The organism is Actinacidiphila yanglinensis, from assembly GCF_900107965.1.
GTDB classification, from domain to species: Bacteria; Actinomycetota; Actinomycetes; order Streptomycetales; family Streptomycetaceae; genus Actinacidiphila; species Actinacidiphila yanglinensis.
This window is the reverse complement of sequence record NZ_FNVU01000001.1, coordinates 518,882-545,135: the sequence shown is the minus strand read 5'-3', so window position 1 is coordinate 545,135 and position 26,254 is coordinate 518,882. Positions and strand designations below refer to the sequence as shown.

At 73.5% G+C, this 26,254-nt stretch carries 22 protein-coding genes; 13 read left to right on the top strand and 9 right to left on the bottom strand.

Annotation, left to right across the window (positions count from 1 at the left end; translation table 11 throughout):
* The first annotated feature begins 82 nt into the window (after positions 1 to 82).
* The 5 genes from aceE to C4U44_RS02210 all read left to right on the top strand — a co-directional run bounded on the left by aceE (position 83) and on the right by C4U44_RS02210 (position 7,453).
* Positions 83 to 2,767: a pyruvate dehydrogenase (acetyl-transferring), homodimeric type gene (gene aceE, locus C4U44_RS02230; protein ID WP_103883831.1), complete on the top strand. Its 2,685-nt coding sequence runs from the start codon at positions 83 to 85 to the stop codon at positions 2,765 to 2,767.
* 121 nt (positions 2,768 to 2,888) lie between these two features.
* Positions 2,889 to 3,902 carry a GNAT family N-acetyltransferase gene (locus tag C4U44_RS43180; protein WP_103883830.1) on the top strand — a complete coding sequence of 338 codons (1,014 nt, stop codon included), beginning with the start codon at positions 2,889 to 2,891 and terminating at the stop codon, positions 3,900 to 3,902.
* A 559-nt stretch (positions 3,903 to 4,461) separates the two neighbouring features.
* Entirely contained in the window at positions 4,462 to 4,974 is a 513-nt protein-coding gene (locus C4U44_RS02220) for a DUF4240 domain-containing protein (protein ID WP_103883829.1), read from the top strand.
* Between the two features lie 31 nt (positions 4,975 to 5,005).
* Positions 5,006 to 5,911, top strand: coding sequence for a TIGR01777 family oxidoreductase (locus C4U44_RS02215; protein ID WP_103884166.1), 906 nt, complete (start codon positions 5,006 to 5,008; stop codon positions 5,909 to 5,911).
* A 303-nt stretch (positions 5,912 to 6,214) separates the two neighbouring features.
* Positions 6,215 to 7,453: an NAD(P)/FAD-dependent oxidoreductase gene (locus C4U44_RS02210; protein ID WP_103883828.1), complete on the top strand. Its 1,239-nt coding sequence runs from the start codon at positions 6,215 to 6,217 to the stop codon at positions 7,451 to 7,453.
* A gap of 106 nt (positions 7,454 to 7,559) precedes the next feature.
* Here C4U44_RS02210 and C4U44_RS02205 read toward each other — a convergent pair whose 3' ends face one another.
* On the bottom strand, positions 7,560 to 9,197 hold the full coding sequence (locus C4U44_RS02205; RefSeq protein ID WP_235031742.1) for a regulator: 1,638 nt from the start codon (positions 9,195 to 9,197) through the stop codon (positions 7,560 to 7,562).
* Positions 9,198 to 9,536: 339 nt separating this feature from the next.
* Here C4U44_RS02205 and lipB point away from each other — a divergent pair, with 339 nt between their 5' ends.
* From lipB to C4U44_RS02185, 4 genes are all read left to right on the top strand, one after another.
* Positions 9,537 to 10,337: a lipoyl(octanoyl) transferase LipB gene (lipB, locus tag C4U44_RS02200; protein WP_103883827.1), complete on the top strand. Its 801-nt coding sequence runs from the start codon at positions 9,537 to 9,539 to the stop codon at positions 10,335 to 10,337.
* A 140-nt stretch (positions 10,338 to 10,477) separates the two neighbouring features.
* Positions 10,478 to 11,491, top strand: a complete 1,014-nt coding sequence (gene lipA / locus C4U44_RS02195) for a lipoyl synthase (protein WP_235031741.1) — start codon at positions 10,478 to 10,480, stop codon at positions 11,489 to 11,491.
* A gap of 358 nt (positions 11,492 to 11,849) precedes the next feature.
* Positions 11,850 to 12,113: a hypothetical protein gene (locus tag C4U44_RS02190; protein WP_235031740.1), complete on the top strand. Its 264-nt coding sequence runs from the start codon at positions 11,850 to 11,852 to the stop codon at positions 12,111 to 12,113.
* Positions 12,114 to 12,146: 33 nt separating this feature from the next.
* Positions 12,147 to 12,827 carry a DUF4191 domain-containing protein gene (locus C4U44_RS02185; RefSeq protein WP_103883826.1) on the top strand — a complete coding sequence of 227 codons (681 nt, stop codon included), beginning with the start codon at positions 12,147 to 12,149 and terminating at the stop codon, positions 12,825 to 12,827.
* Positions 12,828 to 12,953: 126 nt separating this feature from the next.
* Here the strand turns inward: C4U44_RS02185 and C4U44_RS02180 are convergent, their stop codons facing one another.
* Positions 12,954 to 13,421, bottom strand: a complete 468-nt coding sequence (locus tag C4U44_RS02180) for an RDD family protein (protein WP_103883825.1) — start codon at positions 13,419 to 13,421, stop codon at positions 12,954 to 12,956.
* A gap of 252 nt (positions 13,422 to 13,673) precedes the next feature.
* Here C4U44_RS02180 and glnA point away from each other — a divergent pair, with 252 nt between their 5' ends.
* Positions 13,674 to 15,083, top strand: coding sequence for a type I glutamate--ammonia ligase (gene glnA, locus C4U44_RS02175; protein ID WP_103883824.1), 1,410 nt, complete (start codon positions 13,674 to 13,676; stop codon positions 15,081 to 15,083).
* Positions 15,084 to 15,194: 111 nt separating this feature from the next.
* Here the strand turns inward: glnA and C4U44_RS02170 are convergent, their stop codons facing one another.
* Positions 15,195 to 15,659 (bottom strand): PaaI family thioesterase, encoded by a 465-nt coding sequence (locus C4U44_RS02170; protein ID WP_103883823.1) that lies wholly within the window; start codon positions 15,657 to 15,659, stop codon positions 15,195 to 15,197.
* A gap of 291 nt (positions 15,660 to 15,950) precedes the next feature.
* On the opposite strand from C4U44_RS02170, the gene C4U44_RS02165 reads away from it, so the two are divergent.
* Positions 15,951 to 16,814 carry a PhzF family phenazine biosynthesis protein gene (locus C4U44_RS02165; protein ID WP_103883822.1) on the top strand — a complete coding sequence of 288 codons (864 nt, stop codon included), beginning with the start codon at positions 15,951 to 15,953 and terminating at the stop codon, positions 16,812 to 16,814.
* Here the strand turns inward: C4U44_RS02165 and C4U44_RS02160 are convergent.
* A complete protein-coding gene (locus tag C4U44_RS02160; protein WP_235031739.1) occupies positions 16,789 to 17,244 on the bottom strand; it encodes a VOC family protein in 456 nt (151 codons plus the stop codon). The two genes, C4U44_RS02165 and C4U44_RS02160, sit on opposite strands and share 26 nt — an antisense overlap.
* Before the next feature lie 175 nt (positions 17,245 to 17,419).
* Positions 17,420 to 17,992: a CGNR zinc finger domain-containing protein gene (locus C4U44_RS02155; protein ID WP_235031738.1), complete on the bottom strand. Its 573-nt coding sequence runs from the start codon at positions 17,990 to 17,992 to the stop codon at positions 17,420 to 17,422.
* A gap of 74 nt (positions 17,993 to 18,066) precedes the next feature.
* On the opposite strand from C4U44_RS02155, the gene C4U44_RS02150 reads away from it, so the two are divergent.
* Together C4U44_RS02150 and C4U44_RS02145 are read left to right on the top strand one after the other, a co-directional pair.
* The gene (locus tag C4U44_RS02150; protein ID WP_235031737.1) at positions 18,067 to 19,389 is read left to right on the top strand and encodes an MFS transporter; all 1,323 of its coding nucleotides are present in this window, start codon (positions 18,067 to 18,069) and stop codon (positions 19,387 to 19,389) included.
* Positions 19,296 to 20,162 (top strand): Fpg/Nei family DNA glycosylase, encoded by an 867-nt coding sequence (locus tag C4U44_RS02145; RefSeq protein ID WP_103883820.1) that lies wholly within the window; start codon positions 19,296 to 19,298, stop codon positions 20,160 to 20,162. Before C4U44_RS02150 ends, C4U44_RS02145 begins: the two co-directional genes overlap by 94 nt.
* A 96-nt stretch (positions 20,163 to 20,258) precedes the next feature.
* Here C4U44_RS02145 and C4U44_RS02140 read toward each other — a convergent pair whose 3' ends face one another.
* The 4 genes from C4U44_RS02140 to C4U44_RS02125 all read right to left on the bottom strand — a co-directional run bounded on the left by C4U44_RS02140 (position 20,259) and on the right by C4U44_RS02125 (position 26,144).
* A complete protein-coding gene (locus C4U44_RS02140) occupies positions 20,259 to 21,116 on the bottom strand; it encodes an NAD-dependent epimerase/dehydratase family protein (RefSeq protein ID WP_103883819.1) in 858 nt (285 codons plus the stop codon).
* An 82-nt stretch (positions 21,117 to 21,198) separates the two neighbouring features.
* Positions 21,199 to 23,886: a hypothetical protein gene (locus C4U44_RS02135; protein WP_146088185.1), complete on the bottom strand. Its 2,688-nt coding sequence runs from the start codon at positions 23,884 to 23,886 to the stop codon at positions 21,199 to 21,201.
* Positions 23,887 to 24,039: 153 nt separating this feature from the next.
* The gene (locus C4U44_RS02130) at positions 24,040 to 24,714 is read right to left on the bottom strand and encodes a response regulator (protein ID WP_103883817.1); all 675 of its coding nucleotides are present in this window, start codon (positions 24,712 to 24,714) and stop codon (positions 24,040 to 24,042) included.
* Positions 24,711 to 26,144, bottom strand: a complete 1,434-nt coding sequence (locus C4U44_RS02125) for a sensor histidine kinase (RefSeq protein WP_103884161.1) — start codon at positions 26,142 to 26,144, stop codon at positions 24,711 to 24,713. The genes C4U44_RS02130 and C4U44_RS02125 overlap by 4 nt, the downstream gene beginning before the upstream one ends.
* Positions 26,145 to 26,254 lie beyond the last annotated feature (110 nt).

Here is a 26,254-nt window from a genome sequence, read left to right as displayed (position 1 = left end):
GGTCGGTGGGGAAGCAACCTGTCGTGCCCGACTCCCACTTCCCACACCCCACCCTCCGTTGTCTGGAAGGCGGCACACACCCATGCCTGACGCCGTAGGCCGTACCCGGCCGAGTCAGCTCGACCAGATCCCCGATCTCGACCCGGAGGAGACCGCGGAATGGCGCGCGTCCCTGGACGCGGTCGCCAAGGCCGCGGGTCCGCACAGGGCGGCGTACCTGATGCGCCGCACCCTGGAGAGCGGTAGCGACAGCGGACTGACGCTGCCGACCCCGCTGGAGACCGAGTACATCAACACCATCCCCACCGCCGCAGAGCCGGAGTATCCCGGCGACGAGGCGCTGGAGGCGCGGATCACCGCCTGGAACCGCTGGAACGCGGCGGCGATGGTCACCCGTGGCAGCAAGCTCGGGCTGGGCGGCCACATAGCCACCTTCGCCTCGGCCGCCTGGCTCTACGAGACCGGGTTCCAGCACTTCTTCCGCGGCAAGGAGGGTGCGGGCAGCGGTGACCAGCTCTACGTGCAGGGCCATGCCTCGCCCGGCATCTACGCCCGCGCGTTCCTCGACGGCCGGCTGACCGAGGCGCACCTGGACCGGTTCCGGCAGGAGGCCGGCGGCAACGGCCTGCCGTCCTACCCGCACCCGCGGCGGCTGCCGTGGCTGTGGGAGTTCCCGACCGTCTCGATGGGCCTCGGCCCGCTCTCGGCGGTCTACCAGGCGCGCTTCAACCGCTACCTGGAGCACCGTGGCATCAAGGACACCTCCGACTCGCACGTGTGGGCGTTCCTCGGCGACGGCGAGATGGACGAGCCGGAGTCGACCGCCGCCCTGGCGCTGGCGGCCCGCGAGGGCCTGGACAACCTGACCTACGTCATCAACTGCAACCTCCAGCGGCTGGACGGCCCGGTCCGCCCGAACTTCAAGATCGTGCAGGAGCTGGAGGCGCAGTTCCGCGCGGCCGGCTGGCACGTGGTGAAGGCGCTGTGGGGCGCGGCCTGGGACGAGGTGCTGGCGCAGGACACCGACGGCGCGCTGATCCGGCGGCTGCGGGACACCCCCGACGCGCAGTTCCAGACGTACGCCACCCGCGACGCGGCCTACCTGCGCGAGCACTTCTTCGGCGCGGACGCCTCGCTGCGCGCGATCGGCGCGCGGCTCACCGACGCGAAGCTGTTGGAGCTGTTCCAGACCTCCCGCGCCGGCCACGAGCCGCGCAAGGTGTACGCGGCCTACCGTGCCGCGGTCGAGCACAAGGGCGCCCCGACGGTGATCCTCGCGCAGACCGTGAAGGGCTACACCCTCGGCGCGGGCTTCGAGTCCCGCAACGCCAACCACCAGATGAAGAAGCTCACCGGGGCGCAGTTCCGCACCATGCGCGACCTGCTGGAGCTGCCCATCCCGGACAGCGCGCTCGACTCGGACCTCGTGCCCTACTGGCACCCGGGCGAGAACTCCCCGGAGATCCGGTACCTGCGCGAGCGCCGCGCGGCCCTGGGCGGTCCGGCGCCGGCCCGCAAGGTCGTCGCGACGCCGCTGCCGCTGCCGCCGGAGAAGGCGTACAAGGCGCTGGAGCAGGGCTCGGGCAGCCAGGAGATCGCCACCACCATGGCGTTCGTCCGGCTGGTGAAGGACCTGATGCGGGAGAAGGAGACCGGGCGCCGCTGGGTCCCGGTGGTGCCCGACGAGGCCCGGACCTTCGGCATGGAGTCGCTGTTCCCGTCCGCCGGGCTGTACTCGCCCAAGGGCCAGACGTACGACCCGGTCGACCGCGACCAACTGCTGTACTACAAGGAGGCGAAGGACGGCCAGATCCTCAACGAGGGGATCACCGAGGCCGGTTCGCTCGCCGACTTCACCGCGGCGGCCACGTCGTACGCCACCCACGGCGAGCCGATGATCCCGTTCTACATCTTCTACTCGATGTTCGGGTTCCAGCGCACCGCCGACCAGTTCTGGGCGCTCGCCGACCAGCTGGGCCGCGGCTTCGTGGTCGGGGCCACCGCCGGCCGCACCACCATGACCGGCGAGGGGCTGCAGCACGCCGACGGCCACTCGCACCTGCTCGCCTCCACCAACCCGGCGGCGCTGTCCTACGACCCGGCGTTCGCGTACGAGGTCGCGGTCATCGTCCGCGAGGGCCTGCGACGGATGTACGGGCCGCCGGTCGAGGGCGAGGACCAGGACGTCTTCTACTACCTCACGGTGTACAACGAGCCGAAGGTGCAGCCCGCCATGCCCGAGGGCGTGGAGGAGGGCATCATCAAGGGCCTGTACCGGTACCAGGAGGCGGCGCAGGCCGCGGCCGACGCGCCGCGGGCGCAGCTGCTGGCGTCGGGCACCGCGATCCACTGGGCCCTGGAGGCGCAGCGGCTGCTGGCCGAGGACTGGGGTGTGGCCGCCGACGTGTGGTCGGCGCCGTCCTGGACGCAGTTGCGGCGCGAGGCGCTGGAGTGCGACGCGGCGCGGCTGCACGGCGAGGACCGGGTGCCGTACGTGACGCGGGCGCTGGAGGGCGCGCCGGGTCCCGTGGTGGCGGTCAGCGACTGGATGCGGGCCGTGCCCGACCAGATCGCGCCCTGGGTCGAGCAGGACTGGACGTCGGTGGGCACCGACGGGTTCGGTCTGTCCGACACCCGGGAGGCGGCCCGCCGTCACTTCGGTGTCGACCCGCAGTCGCTCACCGTGCAGGCGCTGGCCGCGCTCGCCCGGCGCGGCGAGGTCAAGCCGGAGACGGTGAAGGAGGCCGCGGAGCGCTACGGGCTCTGACGCGGCGACGGCCGGCGGCCCCGTGGAACGCACTGTTCCACGGGGCCGCCGCCGTGACGTGCGGAATCTACCGGCGGGAAAGGATTGCGGGCGGCTTCACCAACCGGTTAAGTTCCAGCGGATGCCTACCAAACACCGGCGGCTGACCTCCCCCACCGCCGACGACGTCCGCGCGTGGCACCGGGTGCACTCCGCGGCTCTCGCGCACGACCGCCCGGGAGACCCGCTGCCGACGCTGGCCGCGGTCCGGACCTCGCTGACCACCGTCGGCCGGGACAGCCGCTTAGCCCTGTGGCTGGTGCACGGCAGCAACGACGAGGGCGTGGCCACCGCGCGGCTGCGATTGTCGGACAGCGCCGGCCGTGACCACCTCGCGACGGTGGAGCTGACCGTCCATCCCGCGCACCGCAGGATGGGCACGGGATCGCGGCTGCTGGGCACGGTCGTGGCGGCGGCAGCCGAGGAGGGGCGCCGCCGGCTGTCGACGGAGGTGCTGGCCGGCACCCCGGGCGAGAGTTTCCTCGCCACCCGGGACTTCGTGCCCGCGCTCCGGTTGACCTGGCAGAAGCTGTCGCTGGCGGACATCCCGGAGCGGATCGTGAAGCTGCCGGACGTACCGCACCCCGGCTTCCGGCTGACCGCGTGGGAGGGCGCGCCGCCGGACGCGCTCGCGGAGTCCTTCGCGGCGGCCCGGGTGGGCATGGCGGACATGCCGACCGGCAACCTGGCGGTGGGCGCGACCCGCTGGGACGCGGAGCGGGTGCGGATGATCGCGGAGCTGGTCGCCCGGCGCGGCGAGCGGCTGCTGAACCAGGCGGCGATCTGCGAGGCCGACGGGACGGTGGCCGGCTACACGAAGCTGACGCTGCCGGCTCCTGCGGAGACCGAGGACGGCACCGGGGCCGGGGCCCGCGCGAACCAGCTCGACACCGCGGTGGTGCCCGCGCACCGCGGCCACGGACTCGGGCTCTGGCTGAAGTCGGCGATGCTGCGGCATCTCACCGACGCGCACCCGGAGGTCACCGAGGTCGTCACCAGCACCGCGGACGACAATCGGCACATGCTCGCGGTCAACGCCGCGCTGGGCTTTCGCCCGCTCCGCCGCACCGTCGCCTACCAGCTCACGCTGCCCTGACCCTCCAGGGTGCCCCCTCCTGTCTCCACGGGACCTCACGGTCCGGCCGTGGTTGCTCGCGCAGTTCCTCCCCCAGCCTGGCGGCTGGGAGGTGCCTCCCAGCGCCCCTTGGTGGTTGCCCTCCTTTCGCGGAGGGAGCCGCACATACCCAGGGGCGCGGGGAACCGCGCGAGCAACCAGCCACCGGCCGGTGGGTCCCTCAACTGACCGAACCCACCACCCCGGAGGGTCAGGCCACGCCGCCGGCGGAAAGAGCCGCACACACCAGGGGGCGCGGGGAACTGCGCGAGCAACCGGCCACCGGCCGATGGTCCCTCAACTGACCGAACCCACCACCCCGGAGGGTCAGGCCACCCCCCAGCGGAGGGACCCGCACAAACCAGGGGGCGCGGGGAACTGCGCGAGCAACCGGCCACCGGCCGGTGGTCCCTCAACTGACCGAACCCACCACCCCGAAGGGTCAGGCCACCCCCCGGAGGGTGGGAGCACGTAACAACACGGGCGCATCCGGGGCACTGGGCGTGCGGTGGGGGGTGGGGGGCGGGAAGCTGTACGCGTGATGGACGAGACGGAGTTCTGGGAGATCGTCGACAGCACGCGCGACGCCGCGGACGGCGATCCGGAGGAGCACGCCGACCTGATGGTCGAACGGCTGGCCGGGCTCGACCCGGAGGCCGTGCTGGACTTCGCCCGCCACTTCGAGACCCGCTTCAACCGGGCCTTCACCTGGGAGCTGTGGGGCGCCGCCGACATCATGCTGGGCGGCGCCGACGAGGACGCGTTCGACTTCTTCCGCTGCTGGCTGATCGGCGAGGGCCGGCACGTCTTCGAGGGCGCCCTGCACGCGCCGGACGACCTGGCCTTCCTGGTCCCGGAGTTCGACCCCGAGGCGGACGGCGACGCCGAGGACCTGGGGTACGCCGCGGACGAGGCGTACGAGCAGCTGACGGGTGTGCGGCTGCCGGACCTGGAACTGCCCGCGCCGGACGGACCCGAGGGCGATCGCCCGGAGTTCGACGACGAGCAGGCGATGGCGGCCCGCTTCCCGCAGTTGTGGGCGCGCTTCGGCTAGGCCACCGGGGCGACCGGGCACAATGGCCCCCATGCGTATCGCTGTCACCGGTGCCTCCGGGCTGATCGGCTCCGCCCTCACCGCCTCCCTGGCCGACGACGGCCACGAGGTGGTCGCGTTGGTGCGGCGGGCCCCGCACGGCCCGGGAGAGGCCCGCTGGGACCCCGAGAAGGGCACGGTGGAGGCCGACGCGCTGGCGGGCTGCGAAGCGGTGGTCCATCTGGCGGGTGCCCCGGTCGCCGAACGGCGGTGGACCGAGCGGCGCAAGAAGGTGCTGTGGGACAGCCGGGTGAAGGGCACCGCGACGATCGCGAAGGCGATGGCCGCGCTGGACCCGAAACCGCGGGTGCTGGTGGCGGGCAGCGCGATCGGGTTCTACGGCGAGACCGGGGACCGCGCCGTCGACGAGGACAGCCCGGCGGGCAAGGGGTTCCTGGCGGACCTGGTCCAGGCGTGGGAGGCGGCGGCAGACCCGGCGCGCGAGGCGGGCATCCGCACGGTGCACGCCCGTACCGGCCTGGTGGTCTCCCCGCGGGGTGGCGCGTGGGGCGCGCTGTTCCCGTTCTTCCGGGCCGGGCTCGGTGGACGGCTGGGCAGCGGGCGGCAGTTCTGGAGCTTCATCGCGCTGGAGGACGAGATCGCGGCGCTGCGGTTCGCCCTGGACCACGACGAGCTGTCCGGTCCGGTGAACCTCACCGCGCCCGAGCCGCGCACCAACAAGGAGGTCACCGAGGCGATGGGCCGGGTGCTGCACCGCCCGACGGTGCTGCCCGTACCGGGGTTCGCGCTGCGCGCGGTGCTCGGCGAGTTCGCCGGCGACGTGACGGGCAGTCAGCGGGTGCGGCCCAAGCGGCTGCTGGACGCCGGGTTCGCCTTCGCCCACCCGGACATCGACGGCGCGATCAAGGCCGCGCTGCCCCCGCCCAACCGGGTCTGAGCCGAACGGCGCCGCCCGCGCCGCGGCCCCTCGCGACGGCACGGCCGAAAGGGTGCCCGAAAGGGCCGGATCAGGCCGGTCCGCCCCGCATCCTTTGCCTTTGATGAGGGCATGACCTTTAGCAACGTTTCGCGCGAGCCGGGGCCACTCGCCGACCACCAGGCCGGAGAACGGAACTGACGGGGCGTCAGCGGATCAGGGACCGCCGGCGCATCCGCTCGGTACGCCGTCGCGCAGACGCCAGCGGGGATCGGACCCGACCTCGGGAGGGGCATCGTGCTCGCACCAGCACGCCCGCACGGCATGGCCGCCACCACGGATGTGATCGTCATCGGCGCGGGCCCGGCCGGGCTGTCCGCCGCGCACCACCTGACCGAAGGGGGCATGCGGGTCAGCGTGCTGGAGGCCACGGAACGCGTCGGCGGGCGGATGGCCACCGACACCGTCGAGGGCTTCCGGCTCGACCGCACCCCCCAACTCCTCAACACCGCCTACCCGGAACTGCGCCGCGCCAGCGGCCTGCGCGGCCTGCCGGTGGCCCACCTCGCCCCCGGCGCCCTCGTCCGCGCCGGCGGCCGGCCCTACCGCGTCGGTGACCCGCGCGGCGCCCGCGCGCCCTTCGGCTCCGCCCGCGACCTGGCCCGGCTCGGCACGGCGCTCGACCGGCTCGCGGCCACTCCCACCGGCCGCATCACCGCCCGCCCCGAGAGCACCACCGCACTCGCGCTCGCCGGCCGCGGCTTCGCGCCGCGCACCGTGGAGAACTTCCTGCGGCCGCTGCTGGCCGCGCTGCTGTGCGACGCCGAACTCGGCACCTCCAGCCGGGTCGCCGACCTCGTCCTGCGCGGCTTCGCCCGCGGCCGCGCCTGCCTCCCGGTGGGCGGCTCCGCCCGGCTGCCCGAGCGCCTCGCCGCCGCGCTCCCGCCCGGCACCATACGGTTCGGGGTGCGCGCCGCCCACGTCGCGGCCAACGCCGTCCACACCACCGACGGCGCCGAACTCCCCTGCCGCGGCGTGGTCGTGGCCACCGACGCCCACTCCGCGGCCGCGCTGCTGCCAGGACTGCGCGTGCCCGCCTTCCATCCCGTCACCGTCGTCCACCACGTGGCACCCACCGCGCCCCTGCGCGAACCCGTCCTCGTCCTGGACGCCGACCGCATCGGCCCGGTCTCCCACACGTACGCCACGACCTCCATCGACCCCACCCGCGCCCCCGACGGCCGCACCCTCGTCACCTCCGTCGTCCTCGGGCCGCCGCCCGACGGCCGCAGCGACAAGACCATCCGTGACCACCTCGCCGACCTCTACGACACTTCCACCGACCGCTGGGACCTGCTCTCGCTGCGCTCCACCCCGCACTGCCTGCCCGCCATGCCGCCACCCCACGACCTGCGCCGCCCGGTCCGGGTCCTCAGCGGCCTGTACGTCTGCGGCGACCACCGCGACACCTCCACCATCCAGGGCGCCCTCTTCTCCGGCCGCCGCGCCGCCTCGGCGGCCCTCCGCGACCTCACCGCGGGCCCGCACCCGCACCTCCGCTGACGCGCCGCACGCGCCCCTGACCGTCAGCCCCCTTTCCGCCCCGCCCACCCGGACCGGCGCCCACGGCACCGGTCCGGTTGCCCGGGGAAGGGCGGGAAGGGGGAGTTCAGCGCGGTAACCCGGCGATGCGGTCCAGGAACGCCCGCACGGCGACCGTGTCCCGGAAGGGCTCCAACCGCCCCCGGAAATCCCGCGCGTACTCCCCCGCCCGCACCGACCGCATCTCGCTCGCCCCGCGGAACACCTCCACGCCGTGCCCGCAGGCGGCCTCCACCTCGCCGAGCCCGAGCCGCGCGCACGCCAGCACGGTCCGGCAGAAGAGCCGGCTGCGCACGTACCCCGCCGCCCTCAGCTGGAGCGACCGCTCGGCGTACTGCGCCGCCGCGCGGTACTGGTGCAGATCCCGGTGGCAGTGCGCGAGTTCGTCGGCGAGCTGCGCCTCGTCGAAGAAGCGCGCCCAGCCGGGCACCTCGTCCCCGCCGCGGGCCGCGGACAGCGCCCGCTCCGCGCGGGCCAGCGCCCCCGCGCAGGCCCGCGCCTCGCCCATCAGGCCGTGTCCGCGCGCCTCGGCCGCGTGCAGCAGCGCGTGGACGACGGAGGGCGCCGCGGTCCCGACCCCCTGCTGGGCGACCCGGGCGAGCTGGACCGCCTCGCGGCCGTGCCCGAGGTAGACGGCCTGACGGCTCATCGTGACCAGCACGTAGCTCCCGTAGACCCGGTCACCGGCCGCCTGGGCCAGCCGCAGCGCCTGCACGAAGTAGCGCTGCGCCAGCCCGTGCGCGCCGATGTCGTAGGAGGTCCACCCGGCGAGGCGGGTGAGGTCGGCGACGGACGCGAACAGCCTGCGGCCGAGCGCCTCGCCGTAGGAGCCGCGCAGCAACGGCTCGGCCTCGTGCTCCAGGTAGCGCACGAGTGCCTGCCGGGCGTGCCCGCCGCCGTAGGCGTGGTCGAGGGAGCGGAAGAGGTCGCCGACGGCCCGGACGGCGGCGATGTCGCCCGCGCCGACCCGCCCGGGCCCGCTGCCGCCGCCCGCGCCCGCCCCCGCGACGAGCCCGGAACCGGGCGGCACCAGCGGCTCCCCGCCGCCAGGCCCGCGGCTCTGCGCCGGAACCCGTGCGCCGCGCGCCGTCCCCGGGTGCGGGACGGGTACGGCGCCGGCCGGCCGGTGCCCTTCCTCCGGCCCGCCGCCGGCCTCCGTGTCCGCCGGCGGGGCCAGCCCTCCGCGCGCGACCCCCTGGGCGACCCGCTCGTCGGCCCGCCCGATCAGCCAGTCCCGGCTCGGCACCACCAGTCCGGCCGGGGTGAACGCGATCTTGCGCAACTCGGCCTGGTTCCCGGTGTCCTTGCGCCACAGCCCGCTGACGATGTCGACCGCCTCCTCGGGGGTGGCGGCGTACTCCAGCCCCGCGTAGACCGGCGCGCACGCGTCCAGCCCGAGGTCGGGCGCGGCCAGCCGGCGGCCGAGCCGCTGGGTGAAGACCTCCGCGATGAGGGCGGGGGTGGTGCCGCGGGGTTGCTGGCCGCGCAGCCACCGCGTGATGGACGTCTTGTCGTAGCGCAGGTCGAGGCCGTGCTCGACGCCGAGCTGGTTGACCCGGCGGGCGAGCCCGGCGTGGGAGAAGCCCGCCTCGGCGATGATCTCGGCGAGCTTGGTGTTGGGTCGGTTCTGCCGGTCGGTACCCGCCTGGCCGGGCGCCGCGCTGGTCGGAAGGTTCGGAGTTCGCTGCGTGGGACGGTCCGTCATCGGCAGTACGTTCCACTTCCTCTGGGCGGTCTCGGGATCCGGCGTGAATGTAACGGTCAGTGCCGGGAAGCTCACCGTAAGAACCGGATATTCGCCCGAATGGGCTACAACGGAACGCATTCCGGACAGTTCATGCGCCCCCGCACCCCCCTGCGCCGGGAGCGGCCGCAGCGGGCCGAATTCCAGCCCCCGCTCTGCCCCGCCCGGCCCCGCCCGGCCCGCAACGGGCCCGCGGCACGCTCTCCGTGACCGCCGCCGTACAGTGGCTTGGGTGCGTCCGGTCGCACCACCAACCGCGGCCGGCAGCGCGCCTCCGTCGCGTACAGCAGAGGAGTAGCCGTGAGCGACCTGCACTTCGTCCATCTGGGGTTCGGCGCCGACGCCGTCGAGTACGGGGAGGCGTGGACGGAGCAGCGCCGGGTGCACGCGGCCCGGTTCCTCGACGAGGTGCCCGACACGTGCCTGCTGCTCGAACACCCGCCGGTCTACACCGCGGGCCGCCGCACCGCCGACAACGAGCGCCCGCTGGACGGCACCCCCGTGGTCGACGTGGACCGCGGCGGCAAGATCACCTGGCACGGCCCCGGCCAGATCGTCGGCTACCCCATCATGAAGCTGCCCCGCCCGGTCGACGTGGTCGCCCATGTCCGCCGGCTGGAGGACGCCCTGATCCGCGTCGCCGCCGACTTCGGCGTGGAGACCTCCCGGGTGGAGGGACGCAGCGGCGTGTGGGTGCTGGGCGACTCCGTGGAGCGCGGCGGCTCCGCGCCCGGCGCCGCCGGCCCCGGCGGCCTGACCCTCGACTTCGACCCCCGCCTGGTCGACGACGAGTTCGACCCGCGGATGAGCGGCCCGGAGTACGCCCCCTCCAACGCCGGCCAGCGCCGCGAGGACCGCAAGCTCGCCGCGATCGGCATCCGCGTCGCGAAGGGCGTGACCATGCACGGCTTCGCGCTCAACTGCAACCCCGACAACACCTGGTACGACCGCATCGTGCCGTGCGGCATCCGCGACGCGGGGGTCACCTCGCTCTCGGCCGAGCTGGGCCGGGACGTGCCCGTCTCCGAGGTGCTGCCGGTGGTCGAGAAGCACCTCACCGCCGTACTCACCGCCGCGGTGCCGCTGCCGCGCGCGGTGTGAGCGTGCCGGGGGCGGCCCCGGCGACCGGCGCGGACCGGAATGCCCCGCGCATGCCGCAGGTTGCACGAATGTCAGGCCGTGGGAAGTACGGGCGTACGCTGGTGTTCGCCGTAGAATCGAAGCTTTAGAGGGAGCCGGTCGTGTCCGCAGTCGCACCCGACGGACGCAAGATGCTGCGCCTTGAGGTCCGCAACAGCCAGACCCCCATCGAGCGCAAGCCCGAGTGGATCAAGACCCGGGCGAAGATGGGCCCCGAGTACACGCAGATGCAGAAACTCGTGAAGAGCGAGGGCCTGCACACCGTGTGCCAGGAGGCGGGCTGTCCCAACATCTACGAGTGCTGGGAGGACCGCGAGGCGACCTTCCTCATCGGCGGCGACCAGTGCACGCGGCGCTGCGACTTCTGCCAGATCGACACCGGCAAGCCGCAGGCGCTCGACCGCGACGAGCCGCGCCGGGTCGGCGAGTCGGTGCTCACGATGGACCTCAACTACGCCACCATCACCGGCGTGGCCCGCGACGACCTGGAGGACGGCGGCGCCTGGCTCTACGCCGAGACGGTCCGCAGGATCCACGCGATGACCGCGGACCGCGCGGCCGGCCGCACCAAGGTCGAGCTGCTCATCCCCGACTTCAACGCCGAGCCCGCGCAGCTGGCCGAGGTCTTCGGCGCCCGCCCCGAGGTGCTGGCGCACAACGTGGAGACGGTGCCGCGGATCTTCAAGCGGATCCGCCCGGGCTTCCGCTACGAGCGCTCGCTGGAGGTGATCACCCGCGCCCGCGAGGCCGGCCTGGTCACCAAGTCCAACCTGATCCTGGGCATGGGCGAGGAGCGCGAGGAGATCAGCCAGGCGCTGCACGACCTGCACGACGCGGGCTGCGAGCTGATCACCATCACGCAGTACCTGCGGCCCTCGGTCCGGCACCACCCGGTGGAGCGCTGGGTGAAGCCCGCGGAGTTCGTGGAGCTGAAGGAGGAGGCCGAGGAGATCGGCTATGCGGGTGTGATGTCCGGGCCGCTGGTCCGTTCGTCCTACCGCGCCGGGAGGCTCTTCCAGCAGGCGATCGACCGCCGCGCGGAGAAGGGCGAGCGCGGCGCGGCTCTGGGCCTCGACCTGGGCCTGGACCCGGTGGCGGGCACCGCCGCCCACTGACGTCGCGACGCGGCCGGCCCGGTCCGGAGCACCGGACCGGTCGGCATATTGCTCCACACGGCGGCGGTGCGGCTTTCATACGCGATTGACCCGATGGTCACCGACTGGTAACACGGTGTGGCGAGACTTGGACTCGCCACACCGTGTCGCGTTGCGTACCGCCGGCACCCCGCAGGTCCCGCGCCGCCGTACGTCCCGCGCTCTCGTTCGTCCCGCAGCACGGCACTTCCGTACGTCCCGCAGCACCGCAGATTCGTTCCTCCCCGCGTCACCGCGGATCCGTTCCTCCGCACCACCGCACGTCCCGCAGCACCGCACATCCCGCGCTCCGTCCACGCCTTCCTCCCGAGGGGACGCCATGTCGTCGTCGTCCGAGCAGGTGCACGCTCCCGCCCGCCTCCACCTCCGGCGCCGTTCCGGATACGTCCCGGCCGCGCCGGTGACCGGTGCGCTGCGCGCGGTGGAAACCTTTCTCCTGAGCGGTGGCCAGCAGACCGCCCGCAGAAACGCCTGGGCGGCCGTTGTCGCGGACCGGCAGCGCGCCAAGGATCGCCGGGAGGCCGAGTACGAGATGGCGGCACTCGCGGGCGGAGAGCGCGGAGGAGCGGCCCGGCCGCGGTGACGGCGTACCGACAGGCCACGTATCCTTTGCCGCATGGCGAGGAAGGAAACATCCGAGAGCAGTTCTGGACGTCTCGCGCAGATCGTCCAGACATACAAGATGACCAGGCAGGCCGACTCCAAGATCGGTCTTGTCCTTGCGGCTGTGGGACTTGTCACCTTCGGTGTCATCCTCGCCCTCGGCTTCTTGATCGACCACCCCATCTACGCGACCATCCTGGGCGTCCTGGTGGGCCTGATGGCGACCGCGGTGGTCTTCGGCCGCCGAGCCGAGCGGGCCGCCTTCGGTCAGCTGGAGGGCAAGCCGGGTGCGGCCGCCGCCGTGCTGCAGAACGTACGGGGCTGGACCGTGACCCCCGCGGTGGCGATGAACAAGAGCCAGGACGTGGTGCACCGGGCGGTCGGCAAGGCCGGCATCGTCCTGGTCGGCGAGGGCAACCCCAACCGCGTGAAGGGGCTGCTGGCCGCCGAGAAGAAGAAGGTCGCCCGGGTGGTCTTCGACGTCCCGGTGCACGACTACATCGTCGGTGACGACGAGGGCCAGCTCCCCCTGAAGAAGATCCGCACCACGCTGCTGCGGCTGCCGCGGTCGCTGAGCGGCCCGAAGACCACCGAGGTGAACGACCGGCTGCGGGCGCTCGGGGACCTGATGAGCAACATGCCGATTCCGAAGGGCCCGATGCCCAAGGGCATGCGGATGCCGCGCGGGCGCTAGCCGGACGCCGAACACGAAGCTGGACGCAGCAGGGGCGCGGGGAACATTCCCCGCGCCCCTGCTGCGTCCGCTGCGCCTGCTGTGTCTTGCTGCGCCTGCTGTGCCTGCCAGGGGTCGGGGAACCCCTCAGATCCGGACCTGGACCGCCCTGGCGGCACGGTCGTGCAGTCCGCGGGTGTCGCGGTCCCAGACCACCGCGGGGATCACCAGCAGGAGCAGGACCGTACGGATGAGCACGGCGAGCGGGTTGAGCCGGCGGCCGTCGAGGCCGATCACCCGCAGCCGGGTGATCAGCTTCCCCGGGGTGCTGCCGACCAGGCCGAGCCCGATCAGGCTGACCGCGCCGAACACGGCGAGCGCCCAGTTGTTCGCGGAGTGCACGTCACGGTGCGCGATCAGGCCGTATGCGATCACCACGCACAGCACCCAGTCGATGAAGATCGCCAGCACCCGGCGGCCGATGGACGCGACCGACCCCGGGCCGTCCTCGGGCAGGCCCAGCCGCTCGCCGCGGTAGCCGAACTCCACGCCCATCTGTTCCGCGGTCGCGCGCGGCCCGGAGAGCCACGACCCCACTACTTCCCTGTTGTCCACGGGATCCACGGTAACCCCCGCGGGGGAACCGGCCGCGGGGCGGTCACCGCGCCCCTCGCGCGCCGCCCGTACGGGGACCGGGCGAGGGGCGATCCGGGCCGATTCCAGGGCGTCGCGGTTAACCTCTGCGAAACAAATGGGTCATGCTTGAGAAATCCCTGATCCCTAAGGTCGGGGCAGTGTGTGCCACCGCACTGGCCGCGCATCTCGATCGCCAACCCGACCCGCGGGGCCGGGCCTAGGAGGAGTTGGATGTTCCAGAACGCCGACGACGTCAACAAGTTCATCAAGGACGAGGGCGTCAAGTTCGTCGACGTCCGGTTCTGTGACCTGCCCGGCGTGATGCAGCACTTCACGGTCCCGGTCTCGACGTTCGACCCGAGCGAGGAGCTGGCCTTCGACGGCTCGTCCATCCGCGGTTTCCAGGCCATCCACGAGTCGGACATGGCACTGCGCGCTGACCTCTCGACGGCCCGGGTCGACCCGTTCCGCCGGGACAAGACGCTGAACATCAACTTCTTCATCCACGACCCGATCACCGGCGAGCAGTACAGCCGTGACCCGCGGAACGTCGCGAAGAAGGCCGAGACCTACCTCGCCTCCACCGGCATCGCGGACACCGCGTACTTCGGCCCCGAGGCCGAGTTCTACGTGTTCGACAGCGCCCGCTTCCAGACCTCCGCGAACGAGTCGTTCTACCACATCGACTCCGAGGCGGCCGCGTGGAACACCGGCGCCGTCGAGGAGAACCGCGGCTACAAGGTCCGCTACAAGGGCGGCTACTTCCCTGCTCCCCCGGTCGACCACTTCGCCGACCTGCGCGCCGAGATCACCCTGGAGCTGGAGGCCTCCGGCCTGACCGTCGAGCGCCAGCACCACGAGGTCGGCACCGCGGGCCAGGCGGAGATCAACTACCGCTTCAACACGCTGCTCGCCGCCGCCGACGACCTGATGCTCTTCAAGTACATCGTGAAGAACGTCGCGTGGCGCAACAACAAGACCGCGACCTTCATGCCGAAGCCGATCTTCGGTGACAACGGCTCGGGCATGCACGTCCACCAGTCCCTGTGGCAGGGCAGCAACCCGCTCTTCTACGACGAGCAGGGCTACGCGGGCCTGTCGGACACCGCCCGCTACTACATCGGCGGCATCCTCAAGCACGCCCCCTCGCTGCTGGCCTTCACCAACCCGACGGTGAACTCCTACCACCGCCTGGTCCCGGGCTTCGAGGCCCCGGTGAACCTCGTCTACTCGCAGCGCAACCGCTCCGCCGCGATGCGCATCCCGATCACCGGGTCCAACCCGAAGGCCAAGCGGGTCGAGTTCCGCGCGCCGGACCCGTCCTCGAACCCGTACCTCGCCTTCTCGGCGCTGCTCCTCGCGGGCCTGGACGGCGTCAAGAACAAGATCGAGCCGGCCGAGCCGATCGACAAGGACCTCTACGAGCTGGCGCCCGAGGAGCACGCGAGCGTCCCGCAGGTCCCGACCTCCCTGCCGGCCGTTCTCGAGGCCCTTGAGGCCGACAACGAGTACCTGCAGGCCGGCGGCGTCTTCACCGCGGACCTGATCGAGACCTGGATCGACTACAAGCGGACGAACGAGATCGCCCCGATCCAGCTCCGCCCGCACCCGCACGAGTTCGAGCTGTACTTCGACATCTAGGAAGACCCCGGGTCGGAGCGGGTTTCCGCTCCCCTGGGCTGTGCATGGACCGTGGGCCGCACCTCTGCGCGAGGTGCGGCCCACGGTCGTGAGGGAGCGACGCGCGACCGTTCAGGGTGCGGGCCGGTTCACGCGGATCAGCGTCTGCTGCCCGTTGGCGACGAGCTTGCGGCTTCCGTCGTCGTGGACGCCGTACACCTCCAACTGGCAGACGGTCAGGGTGCGTCCGGACTTCAGGACAGAGCCGACGGCCTCGATGCGGTCGCCCACGGCGGGGGCCAGGAGGTTGATCTTGTACTCGACGGTGAGCACGTCGCTGTCCTCGGGAAAGAGGGTCAGCCCGGCGTAGCCGCCCGCGCTGTCCGCGACGGCACTGGTGGCCCCGGCGTGGAAGTAGCCGTGCTGCTGGGTGACTTCGGGGCGGCACGGAAGCGTGATGTGCACCCGGCCCGGCCCGATGTGGGTGATCCGGGCACCGAGGTGGGCCATGAGTCCCTGCCGGTCGAAGCTGTCCTGGACCCGCCGCCGCACCTCGGGGCTCGCCTGTTCCCGCCCGGAGGGCGTCTGGTCTTCCACGTGAGCGACTCTCCTTCTCCTTCGACTTCTCCTTCGACTTCTCCTTCGACCGGCTCCACGGCCGGGGCCGCGGGTGCCCGGGCCACGACCGCGCGTCCTGCGGGCCGCCCGCGCGATCGGCGAGCCCCGACAGCGATCATCCGGCCCCCGGCCACCCGTGTCACCACCCGCGCGAACGGGAAGCGGTTCGCTGGGCGTGCGTGCCGGCGGGCCTTGCCCTCCCGGCCGGGGGCGTCGCACGGTTGGCGGGACAGCGGGGGTGGGGACGCCCCCTGTGGCGAAGGGGAGTTGATGGGTGTGCGGGGGGCGGACGTGGTGATCGTTCGGGCGTGTTTGCGCGGAGGGCTGGGCGGCAGCCCTACCGCGGTGGTGGACGAGGGGGCGTGGAGCGAGGAGGAGCGGCGGCGGGTGCCGGGGCTGGCGGGGACCTCGCACGCCGTCTTCGTCTCGGTGCGGGGGGAGCGGGACGGCGTTCCCGAGGTCGCGCTGCGGTTCTTCACCTCCGAGGGCGAGTTGCCCGCCTGCGGGCACGGGACGGTGGCCGCGCTGGCGTACCTCGCGGGGCGGGCCGCGGAGTACCGGGCCACCCTCCGTACGGCGGGGCGGGTCTTCGCCGGGTGGTGCGTGCGGGAGGGGACGCGGGTCGAGGCGGCCTTCGACCCCGGTGCCGTCGACCTGCGGGAGCCGTCAGCGGTCGAGTCCGCCCTGGTCCTGCCCGCGCTCGGGCTCGCCCCGGACCCGGCCCCCGCGGGGCTGCGCGTCGCGTCGGTCGGGCGGTCGCGGTTGCTGGTCCCGGTCCCCTCCCGGGCGGTCCTCGCCGCGCTCGACCCGGACCTCGAACGCCTGCGTGCCGCGTGCGACCGCGTCGACCTCCTGGGGTGCTACGTCTATTCGACGCCCGAGCCCGACGGCCGGCTCGCCGCCCGCATGTTCGCCCCCTCGATCGGGGTCGCGGAGGACATCGCCAACGCCAACAGCACCGCGTGCCTGGCCGCCGACCTGGCCGGCCGCGGTGTCACCGGTATCGCCGTCGACATGGGCGACTCGCTCGGCAGCCCCGCCACCGTCGACGCCCGTGCTCAGCAGGGCCCGTCCGGCCTGGTGGTGCAGGTGGGCGGGAGCGCGGAGGTCACCGGCCGGGTCCGTCTGCCGTAGCCGGCCTCGGCCGGGCCGGCGGGGGCGGGGTGAGGGCGACGAGTTCGACCTCGAAGCCGTCGGCGTTCGCCAGGTACGCGGCGTAGTGGTCGGCGCCACCGGCGTACGGGTGGCGGTCGGGGAACATCAGGTGCCAGCCGTGGTCGAGGGACCGCGCGGCCAGCGTCTCGACGGTGGGCGGGTCGGCCACGTGGAACGCGAGGTGGTTCAACCCGGGCCGCAGGCGGTCGTGGTGGTCGGCGGTGAGCGCCGGTGACTCCTCCACGACGAGGTAGGTCGCGCCGAGTCGCCAGCTCCGCCCGCGTTCCCAACTCTGGTACCGGGTGTGGCCCAGGGATTCGAGCAGCCATCCGAACGACGCCACCGCGCGGTCGAGGTCGGGCACCCAGAGTTCGACATGGTGCAGCACGCCGGGGATTGGAGTCGTCACGCCGCCACCATCCTGAACACACCTTTCCCCGCCCCGTGGACGCCGCGAGTCTACGGGGCGGGGTTGCGGGGCGAGGGTGCGCGTCGACGCGTGCTTCCGCTTCCGGACGTCCCTGTTTTCGGGGCGGGTTGGCGACGAAGCGGGCTCAGCCGTTCCCCCGCTCACTCCTCCCCGCTCACTCCTCCTCGCCGCCCGCGCGTCGCGCACGGAACACCGCTGCCTTGACGCGGTTCTGGCAGGCCGTGGAGCAGAACTGGCGCCCGGCGTTGCGCGACGTGTCCACGTAGACCCGGTCGCAGCGCGGTGCCGCGCAGACTCCGAGGCGTCCGGCGTAGTCGCCGCCGAGGGCCATGGCGAGGCCGGTGGCGCAGCCGGCGCTCCACCCGACGGCGTAGGAGTCGTCGGCGCCGTGGAAGTGGACCTGCCACGGCTGGCCGGGCGCACGGTCGAGCTGGGGGCGGGCGCCGCTGTCCCGCAGCAGCGCGTTGAGGGTGGGCGCGGCGTCGTCGAGGCGGTCGGCGGCCACGGCCTCGAACACGACGCGCAGGGCGCGCGCGGTGCCGGCCAGCTGGTCGGCCGCGTCGAGCCCCAGATCCGTCCCGGCGGACAGCGCCGCGCGAACCGCCTCGACCCGGTCGGCACCCTCGGGGGCCAGGTAGCGGCGGCCGCGCGCCTCGCCGTCGGTCAGCGCGTTGACGAGCGCGACGGAGGCGGCCAGCAACGCCCGCATGTGACTGTCGAACAGCACTTGACCAGTTACCCTTCGCTTGCCTACGGTATCCGTCACTGACGATAGTCGATTCACCAGTGATGGGAGGCGCCGTGCCGCGCTCCGAACCGCTGCCCGGCGCACTCCGCCTGCTGCTGCTCGCCCGCGTCGTGAACCAGCTCGGCGCCTTCTCACTGCCCTTCCTCACCGCGCTGATCCGCGCCGACCACGCTGCGAGCCTGACCACCGCCGGACTGGTCGGCGCCGCCTTCGGGTGCGCGACGATCCCGTCGCGGCTGGCCGGGGGACGCCTGGCCGACCGGATCGGCCGACGGACGACCATCGTGGTCGGCCTGTGCGGATGCGCGCTGTCCCAGCTGGCGATCGCGGCCTCGACCTCGCTCACCTGGACCGTCACCGGGGCGGTGCTGCTCGGGCTGTCCTTCGAGCTCTACGAGCCGCCCAGCCAGGCGATCATCGGGGAGTCGGTGCCGGAACGGCAGCGGGTGCGCGCGTTCAGCCTGCTCAGCGCGGCCCTCGCGGCGGGCGGCATGGGCGCCGGGCTGCTCGCGGCCCTGCTCGGGCGGGTGGACCTGCGCTGGCTCTTCGTCACCGACGCCGCCACCTCACTGACCTGCGCGCTGCTGATCCTGCTGGCCCTCCCCCACGACCGTCCCGCGCTTCCGGAAACGAACCGGGCCCCCACCGCCGTACGGCCACTGCGCGACCGCGCGCTGCGGAGCGTCCTGGCCACCGGAACCGGCTACGCCCTGATCAACCAGCAGACCGTGATGACCCTGCCCCTGGCGCTCACCCGGCAGGGGCTGCCCGCGGCCGACGCCGGCCTGCTGTTCACCGCCGGTGCCGTCACCACGGTGCTCGCCCAGCCGGTGATCCGGCTGGCCCGGGTGAGCCGGATCACGACGCCTGCCGCGCTCGCCCTCGCCCATCTCCTGCTCGCCGCGGGCCTGACCGGCTACGCGCTCGCCCGCACCCTGCCCGCGCTGCTCGCCTCGGCCGTCGTGTGGAGCCTCGGCGACCTGCTGATCATGGGACGCGTCTACGCACTCGTCACCGACCTCGCCCCGCCCGGCGCGACCGGCCGCTACCTGGCGGTCTTCGGGACCAGTTGGGGCATCGCGGCGACGCTCGCACCCGTGCTCGGCACGCAGCTGCTCGCCCGCGCGGGGTCGGGCGCGCTGTGGTCCGGCATGGCGGCGTTCTGCCTCGTGCTCGCCGCGCTGCACCTGCGGGTGACGCCACTGTCGCCCGGCCTTCCGGTGCGGGGCGGACGGGATCGGCCGGATCTCGCGGTTCGGGGCCGGCGGGGCAGAATGGTGCTATGCCTGAATTGCCGGAGATCGAGGCGCTGCGCGGGTTTCTCGCGGACCATGTGGTGGGGAGGACGGTCGAGCGGGTGTACCCGCTCGCGGTGAACGCGCTGAAGACGTACCAGCCGGGGGTCGCGGACCTGGAGGGCCGGGCGTTCGACGCGGTGGCGCGGCACGGGAAGTTCCTGGACCTGGCGGCCGGGGACCTGCACCTGGTGATGCACCTGGCCCGGGCGGGCTGGGTCCGGTGGAACGACCACCTGCCCGACGTGCCGCCCCGGCCCGGAAAGGGACCGCTGGCGCTGCGGGTGCGGCTGGTGGAACCGGCCGGGGCCGGTTTCGACGTGACCGAGGCCGGGACGCAGAAGCGGCTGGCGGTCTACGTGGTGCGGGATCCGGCGGAGGTGCCCGGGGTGGCGCGACTGGGGCCCGATCCGCTGGCGGCGGACTTCACCCCCGAGGTGTTCGCGGGGCTGCTGGCCGGTGAGCGGCGGCAGATCAAGGGGGTGCTGCGCGACCAGAGCGTGATCGCCGGGATCGGCAACGCGTACTCCGACGAGATCCTGCACGCCGCGAAGATGTCGCCCTACAAGCTCGCCGCGAAGCTGTCGGGCCAGGAGCTGGCGCTGCTGTACGACGTGACCGGGACCACGCTGCGGGACGCGGTGGAACGCTCGCGGGGGCTGCCGCTGCGGGATCTGAAGGCCGAGAAGAAGAGCGGGCTGCGGGTGCACGGGCGCAAGGGCGAGCCGTGCCCGGTCTGCGGGGACACCATTCGCGAGGTGTCGTTCAGCGACTCGGCGCTGAACTACTGCCCGACCTGCCAGACCGGGGGGAAGCCGCTCGCCGACCGCCGCATGTCGCGGCTGCTGAAGTAGCGGGAAGACGCGGGCGGCGCGGGCCGGGCGGAAGTCGCCGAACCCGCCGACGCAGCCGCCGTGGCCGCCCGGGACAGGCGGCCACGGCGGTCCCGCTCAGTCCTTCACCACGTCCCGCCAGGAGTGCTTCGGCTCGTACCCCAGCTCCTGGCGAGCCCGCTCGATGCTGAGCAGGGTCTCGTGGGTGCCGATCCCACGGGTGAGGGCCACCTCCGGGAAGACCTCGGCGAGCACCTCCGCGGACGGGCGGTTCATCACGGTGTCGGCGGCCGCGACCACGTAGCTTTGGGCGCCGGTCACGTCGGCGGTCAGCGCGAGCCGGCACGCCTGGGCCACGTCGCGCGCGTCGACGTAACCCCACAGGTTCCACCGGCGCAGCCGCGCGTCGGACCAGAAGCCGGAGACATGGTGGTAGTCGCCCTCGGTGAAGACGTTGGACAGCCGCAGCGCCACGAAGGGAATGCCGGACCAGCCGGAGACCTGCTCCGCCGCGGTCTCGCCGAGCACCTTGGACAGGGCGTAGGTGCTGGTGGGGTACGGGTAGTGGGCCTCGTCGACGGGGGCGTACCGCGGCGGGATGTCGAAGGGCAGCCCGAGGGTGGTCTCGCTGGAGGTCCACACCACCCGGGACAGCCCGCAGCTGGCGGCGGCCAGGAAGACGTTGTTGTTCATCCCGGTGTTGGTGGTCAGGGTGTGCGCGGGCGGAAAGAGGCCGGGAGCCGGGATGTTGGCCAGGTGGACGACGCTGTCGGCGCCACTGAGCACGTCCACGGCCTGCCCGTACTCCGTGAGGTCGGTGCGCAGCAGCGTCGCCCCGAGCCCTTCGGCCCACTCGCGGTCCGCCGGGCCGACCGCGAGGTCCACCGCCCGCACCTCGTACCCGTGCTCCACCAGGTCGGCGACGACGTAGCGGCCGGCCTTGCCGGTGGCCCCTGTGACGACGACTGTGCTCATGACTGCTCCATGTTCGCGCCATAGCCGATGCGGTCTGCCGCCGCGGCTTCCTGCGGTCCATCCTCTCTCCCCCGGCCGGGCGTCACCCGGCGGCCGGGGCGAAGTGGACGGTGGTGGTGATGTCGCCACCCGGGGTGGGGTCGCACGCGCCGGCCGACCCGGCGCACGGGCCGCTCCAGGTGTCGGGCTGGTAGGACAGGGTCCCGTCACCGCCGGACCCGGCCGATCCCCCGGAGTCCTGGGAGTCGCCGGAACCGCTCGCGCCGGAACCGGAATCCCCCGGGTCGTCCCCGGTCCCGCTGTCCCCCTGCGTGCCGGAGCCGCCCGCGTCGCCGGAGCCGCCGGTGTCGCCCGAGCCCCCGGAGTCGCCGGTGCCGTCGGCCACCGGGTCGCCGTGTGCCGTGAGGGTGACGGGGCCCTTCGCGGTGAAGTAGCGGACCGTGCAGGCGGCGGGCTTGTCGCATCTGGTCGTGGCGCCGTCGGCAACGATGTCGACGTAGCCGTGCCGGACGCCCTGCGTGTCAGGGGTGACGGTGACCTGGACCGTGGCGAAGGAGCGGCCGCTGAGGTGGGCGGTGGCCTTCGCTCCGTCGCCGTAGCCGACCGTCAGACTCCCGGCGCGCAGGCCGAGCGTGCTGGGGGTGAAGCGCACGGTCACGCTGCAACTGCTGTCCGCCGCGAGCCCCTTGGCCTGGGTGGGCCCACCGCCGGACGTGTCGTCGACGAACCCCGACGACGTGCCCTTGCCGGTACGGCACGTGCCCGCGGTGACCTGGAAGTCGGACCCGGCCGACACGGATATCGCGTCCAGCGCGACCGGTCTGCTGTTGGGGTTGGTGATGGTCAGGTGGGTGACCGGGGCGGTGGCGGGTCGTGCGTGCACCTGGCCGAAGTCCCCGGCGCCCTTGATGGTGAGCGGCTTCAGCGGGCCGGCCGGGTCGGCCGGGACGCCCGGTGTGGTGGGGAGCGACCCGCCGGGGGCGGCCATCGTGTCCGAACCGCCGTGGGAGCGGTGGGCGCCCGGCGGGCCGCCCGATGCTGCCGCGTCGCCCTGCGGTCCGTCCGCCGACACCCCGTCATGGGAGCCCGAGCCGCCCACGCCGCCCAGTCCGCCCGGACCGACGGCGCCGACCGCGACGGCCACCCCTGCCGCGAGGACCGCTGTCACCGCCACCGCGCCGACCAGTGCCCGGCGCCGCCGGCGCGCCTTGGCCGCCGCCCGGTGGCTCCCGGAACGGCCCGCCCACCGGCCGCCCATGGCCCGGAGCACCCCGGAGGCGGCCGCCCCGTCCTTCCCGGTCTCGCCGCCCGCACGGCCGGTCCCTCCCATCGCCAGGGCCAGGTTGGCGCGAGTGCCCTCCTCCGCCGCGGTGTCCCCCAAACGCCGGCGCAGCCCCAGCGCGTGCGTCAGCGCGTCCTCGGCCGCCTCCCGGCGGCCTTCCAGGAGGTGGAGCGTGCCCTCCTGGTGGGCGAAGTGCGCTTCGGCTGCCAGGTCCGGCAGTTCGCGGGCCGCGATCCGCCCGATGTCGAGCACCCGCTGCCACGCCCTCCAGTGGCCCTGGAAGCACAGCACCTGCTCCACCGTGGTGGCCAACTCCAGCACCGTGTCCCACTCACCGCGTCCGGCCGCGGTGTCGAGCAACGGCACCGCCGCGGCGGCCGCCTGATGGGCCTGCGTGCCCTTCGGGTCACGCGCCTCGATCCACGAGCCGAGCACCCGCAGCGCGACACCGAAGTCGAGGTGGCGGTGGAGCAGCCGCAGGTACGCCTCGGGGCGGCCGGCCGACAGCCCGAACCGGTCGCCGTGTCTCTCGGCGAGGCCCCGGGTGCAGAGCCCGTCGAACCGCTCGGCCGCGGGCGGCACTTCGGCCATCGCGGCGACCAGCCGGGACGGCAGGTGGGCGCCGCCGAGGAGCGCGAGCACGGCCAGGGCCCGCTTGGACTCCGGGTCGAGCGCGGCGATCGCCAACTCGTCCAGCACGCCCGGGTCCGCGGTCACCGCGCCGGCCAACTCGGCGAAGCTGCGGCCTTCGTGGCGCACCAGCGCGGCCGCCTGGCGCAGGGCGAGCGGGCTGCCGCCGACCGCGGTCGCCAGCACCCGCACATCGGGGAGTTCGGACTCGGAGACGATCCGGCCGAGATCACGGGCCAGCAGCGTCACCGCGTCCAGCACGGCGAGCCCGGGCATCGGGTGCGACATCCCCAGCCGGCCGATTCCCGGGCGGGCCGCGCCCACCAGCACCGCGGAGCCGCGCAGCACGGCCCGCAGGTCGGCGATCTGCGCCGGGCCGTACGCCACGTCGTCGAGCGCGACGACGGCACCGACCCGCTCGAGCGCGCGACGGCACTCGTCGGTGGACAGCCGGGGCGCGCCCGGCGGGTACTCGTAGAATTCGCGGACCATGTCCTGGAGGAAATCCTCAAGGTCGGTGGCACCTACGCGAATATATGCATCCGGCGCGACGGCACACAGCAACGCGGTCTTTCCGATGCCGCATTCCCCGGTGAATTCCACCATCCGGCGCGACCGGACCGCGCCGCGCACCATCTGCAATTGCTCTTCGCGCCCCACGAGGATGCCCACCGCGCCGGTGAACGGCTGGTTCGCCCGTCGCCGGGGCAGGCGTGCCCCCCGGCCCGCCGCCTCCGCGTCGCCGCCCGCGCCGTCCTCGTCACGCCCGCCATTCCCGGGCGCGACGCACTCCAATCGCACGCCGCGGCCGCGACCGCCGGCCACCACGCGGAACTCTCCGAAAACGAACCCGTCCATTCCAACCCCCGGCACCCCTGGTATCCCCCGTCATCCCCGGCTTCCCGTACGGGAATGAGCACAGAGCTCCGTGCGCCCTGCGAGAACCACATTACGGGCTGCATCCACCTCCGAGCGCAAAGTTATCCACAGCCCGGGCGAGAAGTCCGATATTCAGCCGACCAGCCCGGTCTCGTACGCGATGATTACCAGATGGACCCGGTCGCGCGCGGCGAGTTTCGCGAACAGGCGGGCCACGTGGGACTTGGCGGTCGCCACGCTGATGCACAGCGCCTCGGCGATCTCCGTGTTGGACATGCCGCGCCCGACCAGCGCCAGCACCTCGCGCTCGCGTTCGGTGACCACGCGGAGCCGGGCGTCCCGGGCCGGCCCGGTGCTCGGGCGGGGCGCGGCCGCGCCGGGCGGCTGCCGCGCGAACTCCTCGATCAACCGCCGGGTGACGGTCGGCGCGATCAGCGCGTCCCCGGCCGCGACCACGCGGATGCCGTCGAGGATGGTCTCCAACGGCATGTCCTTGAGCAGGAATCCGCTCGCTCCGCCCCGCAAGGCCGCGTACACGTACGCGTCGTCGTCGAAGGTCGTCAGGACGAGCACGCGCGTCCCGCCACCGGGCGTGCCGGTGATCCGGCGGGTGGCCTCGAGGCCGTCCATGCCGGGCATGCGGATGTCCATCACCGTGACGTCCGGGCGCAGTTCGGCGGCCTGCGCCACCGCCTCGGCGCCGTCTCCCGCCTCTCCGACGACCTCGATGTCCGGGGTGTCGGCGATCAGCACCCGCAGTCCGGTCCGGATCAGAGGCTGGTCGTCGGTGAGGACGACGCGGATCATCCGCGGCTCCGGGCAGGGGCGTTGGCGTCGGCGGACGCGGAGGATTCCGATGCCGAGGCGGCGGCTGCGCGGGCCGCGGGCGGCTCCTTCCCGGGCGAGCCGTCAGATGGCCGGAAAGCGTCGGGTCTCGGCGTTGCCGTCGCACCGCCGGGCTGCGCCGGATCCCGACCCGGCTTCGAGTCCCGGACCGTCGCCGCGCCACGGGCTGCCTCCCTGGCGACCCTCCCCACGGCCTGGTCGCCCGCCGGCAGCGGGAGCCGTGCCGCCACCCGGAAACCGCCGTCGGGGCGCGGCCCCGCGCTGAACTCGCCGTGCAGCAGGCCGACCCGCTCGCGCATCCCCACGATGCCGTAGCCGGCACCGGCACCGGCCGGGTCGCCGCCGCAGCCGAGGTCGACCACCTCCAGCAGCAGGGCGTCCTCGCGGTGATCGACGGTGACCGAGCAGTCGCGGCTGCCCGAGTGCCGCACCACGTTGGTGACCGCCTCCTGGACGACGCGGAACGCCGACAGGTCGATGTCGGACGGCAGGGGGCGACGCTGCCCCTTCCAGCGGACCTCGACGCGTACGCCCACCTCGTGGGTGGTGGCGACGAGGCGGCCCAGGTCGGCGAGGCCCGGTGCCGGATCCAGCGGCGGGTCGGCGGTGCCGGCGGCCGGGCCGGTGCCCTTGCCGGTGTCGGTGTCGGTGTCGGTCCGGCGCAGCGCACCGAGCAGGCGGCGCAGGCCGGCGAGGGTCTCGCGGCTGGTGGTCTCGATGGCGTCCAGCGCCTTGCGGGTCTCGGCGGGCTGGGTCTCCATGACGCGGCGCCCGACGCCGGCCTGGATGGCGATGATGCCGATGCTGTGGGCGACCATGTCGTGCAGTTCGCGGGCGATCCGCAACCGCTCCTCGGTGACCGCCTGCTGGGTGGCGCGGACACGCAGCGCCTCGCTGTGCCTGCGGCTCTGCCGGGCGGTGTTGCCCACGAGCCAGGCGACCACGGTGATGGCGACCAGAGCGGCCCGGCTGGAGTTCACGCTCTGGCTGACCAGGACGACGGCGCAGGTGACGGCGGCGCCGACGAGCGACATGCGGCGCGAGCGCGTCGCGGTGATGTAGCCGACCACGACGCAGGCGAGCAGGAAGAGCGCGACGGGCGTCTCGAACACCCCCGTGCCGGTGGCGGCGTAGGACCCCAGGAGGGCGACCACCAGGGCCGGCAGGGGGAAGCGGAAGACCAGCAGCGCGACCAGGGTGGTGGCGAGGGCGGTGACGAGCAGTGAGCCGTCCTCCATGTTGCCGTCCATCCGGATCAGGTGCGCCGGCTCGTTCGGCCGCTGGCACCCGCGCACCAGGATGACCGTCAGCCAGAAGGCGGCCACCCACACGCCCAGCGGCAGACGCTTGAGCGGAGGCGTACGCACCGGCGTACGGGATGCGGCGGTCATGCGCCGATCGTAGGTGCCGGGGGCGGCGCGGCACATTGGCCCGCGGGTGTAGTCCCGGGGGTGGGCGGGGGCGGCCGGGGATGCCGCCCGTGGCCCGATGCGGGCGGGGC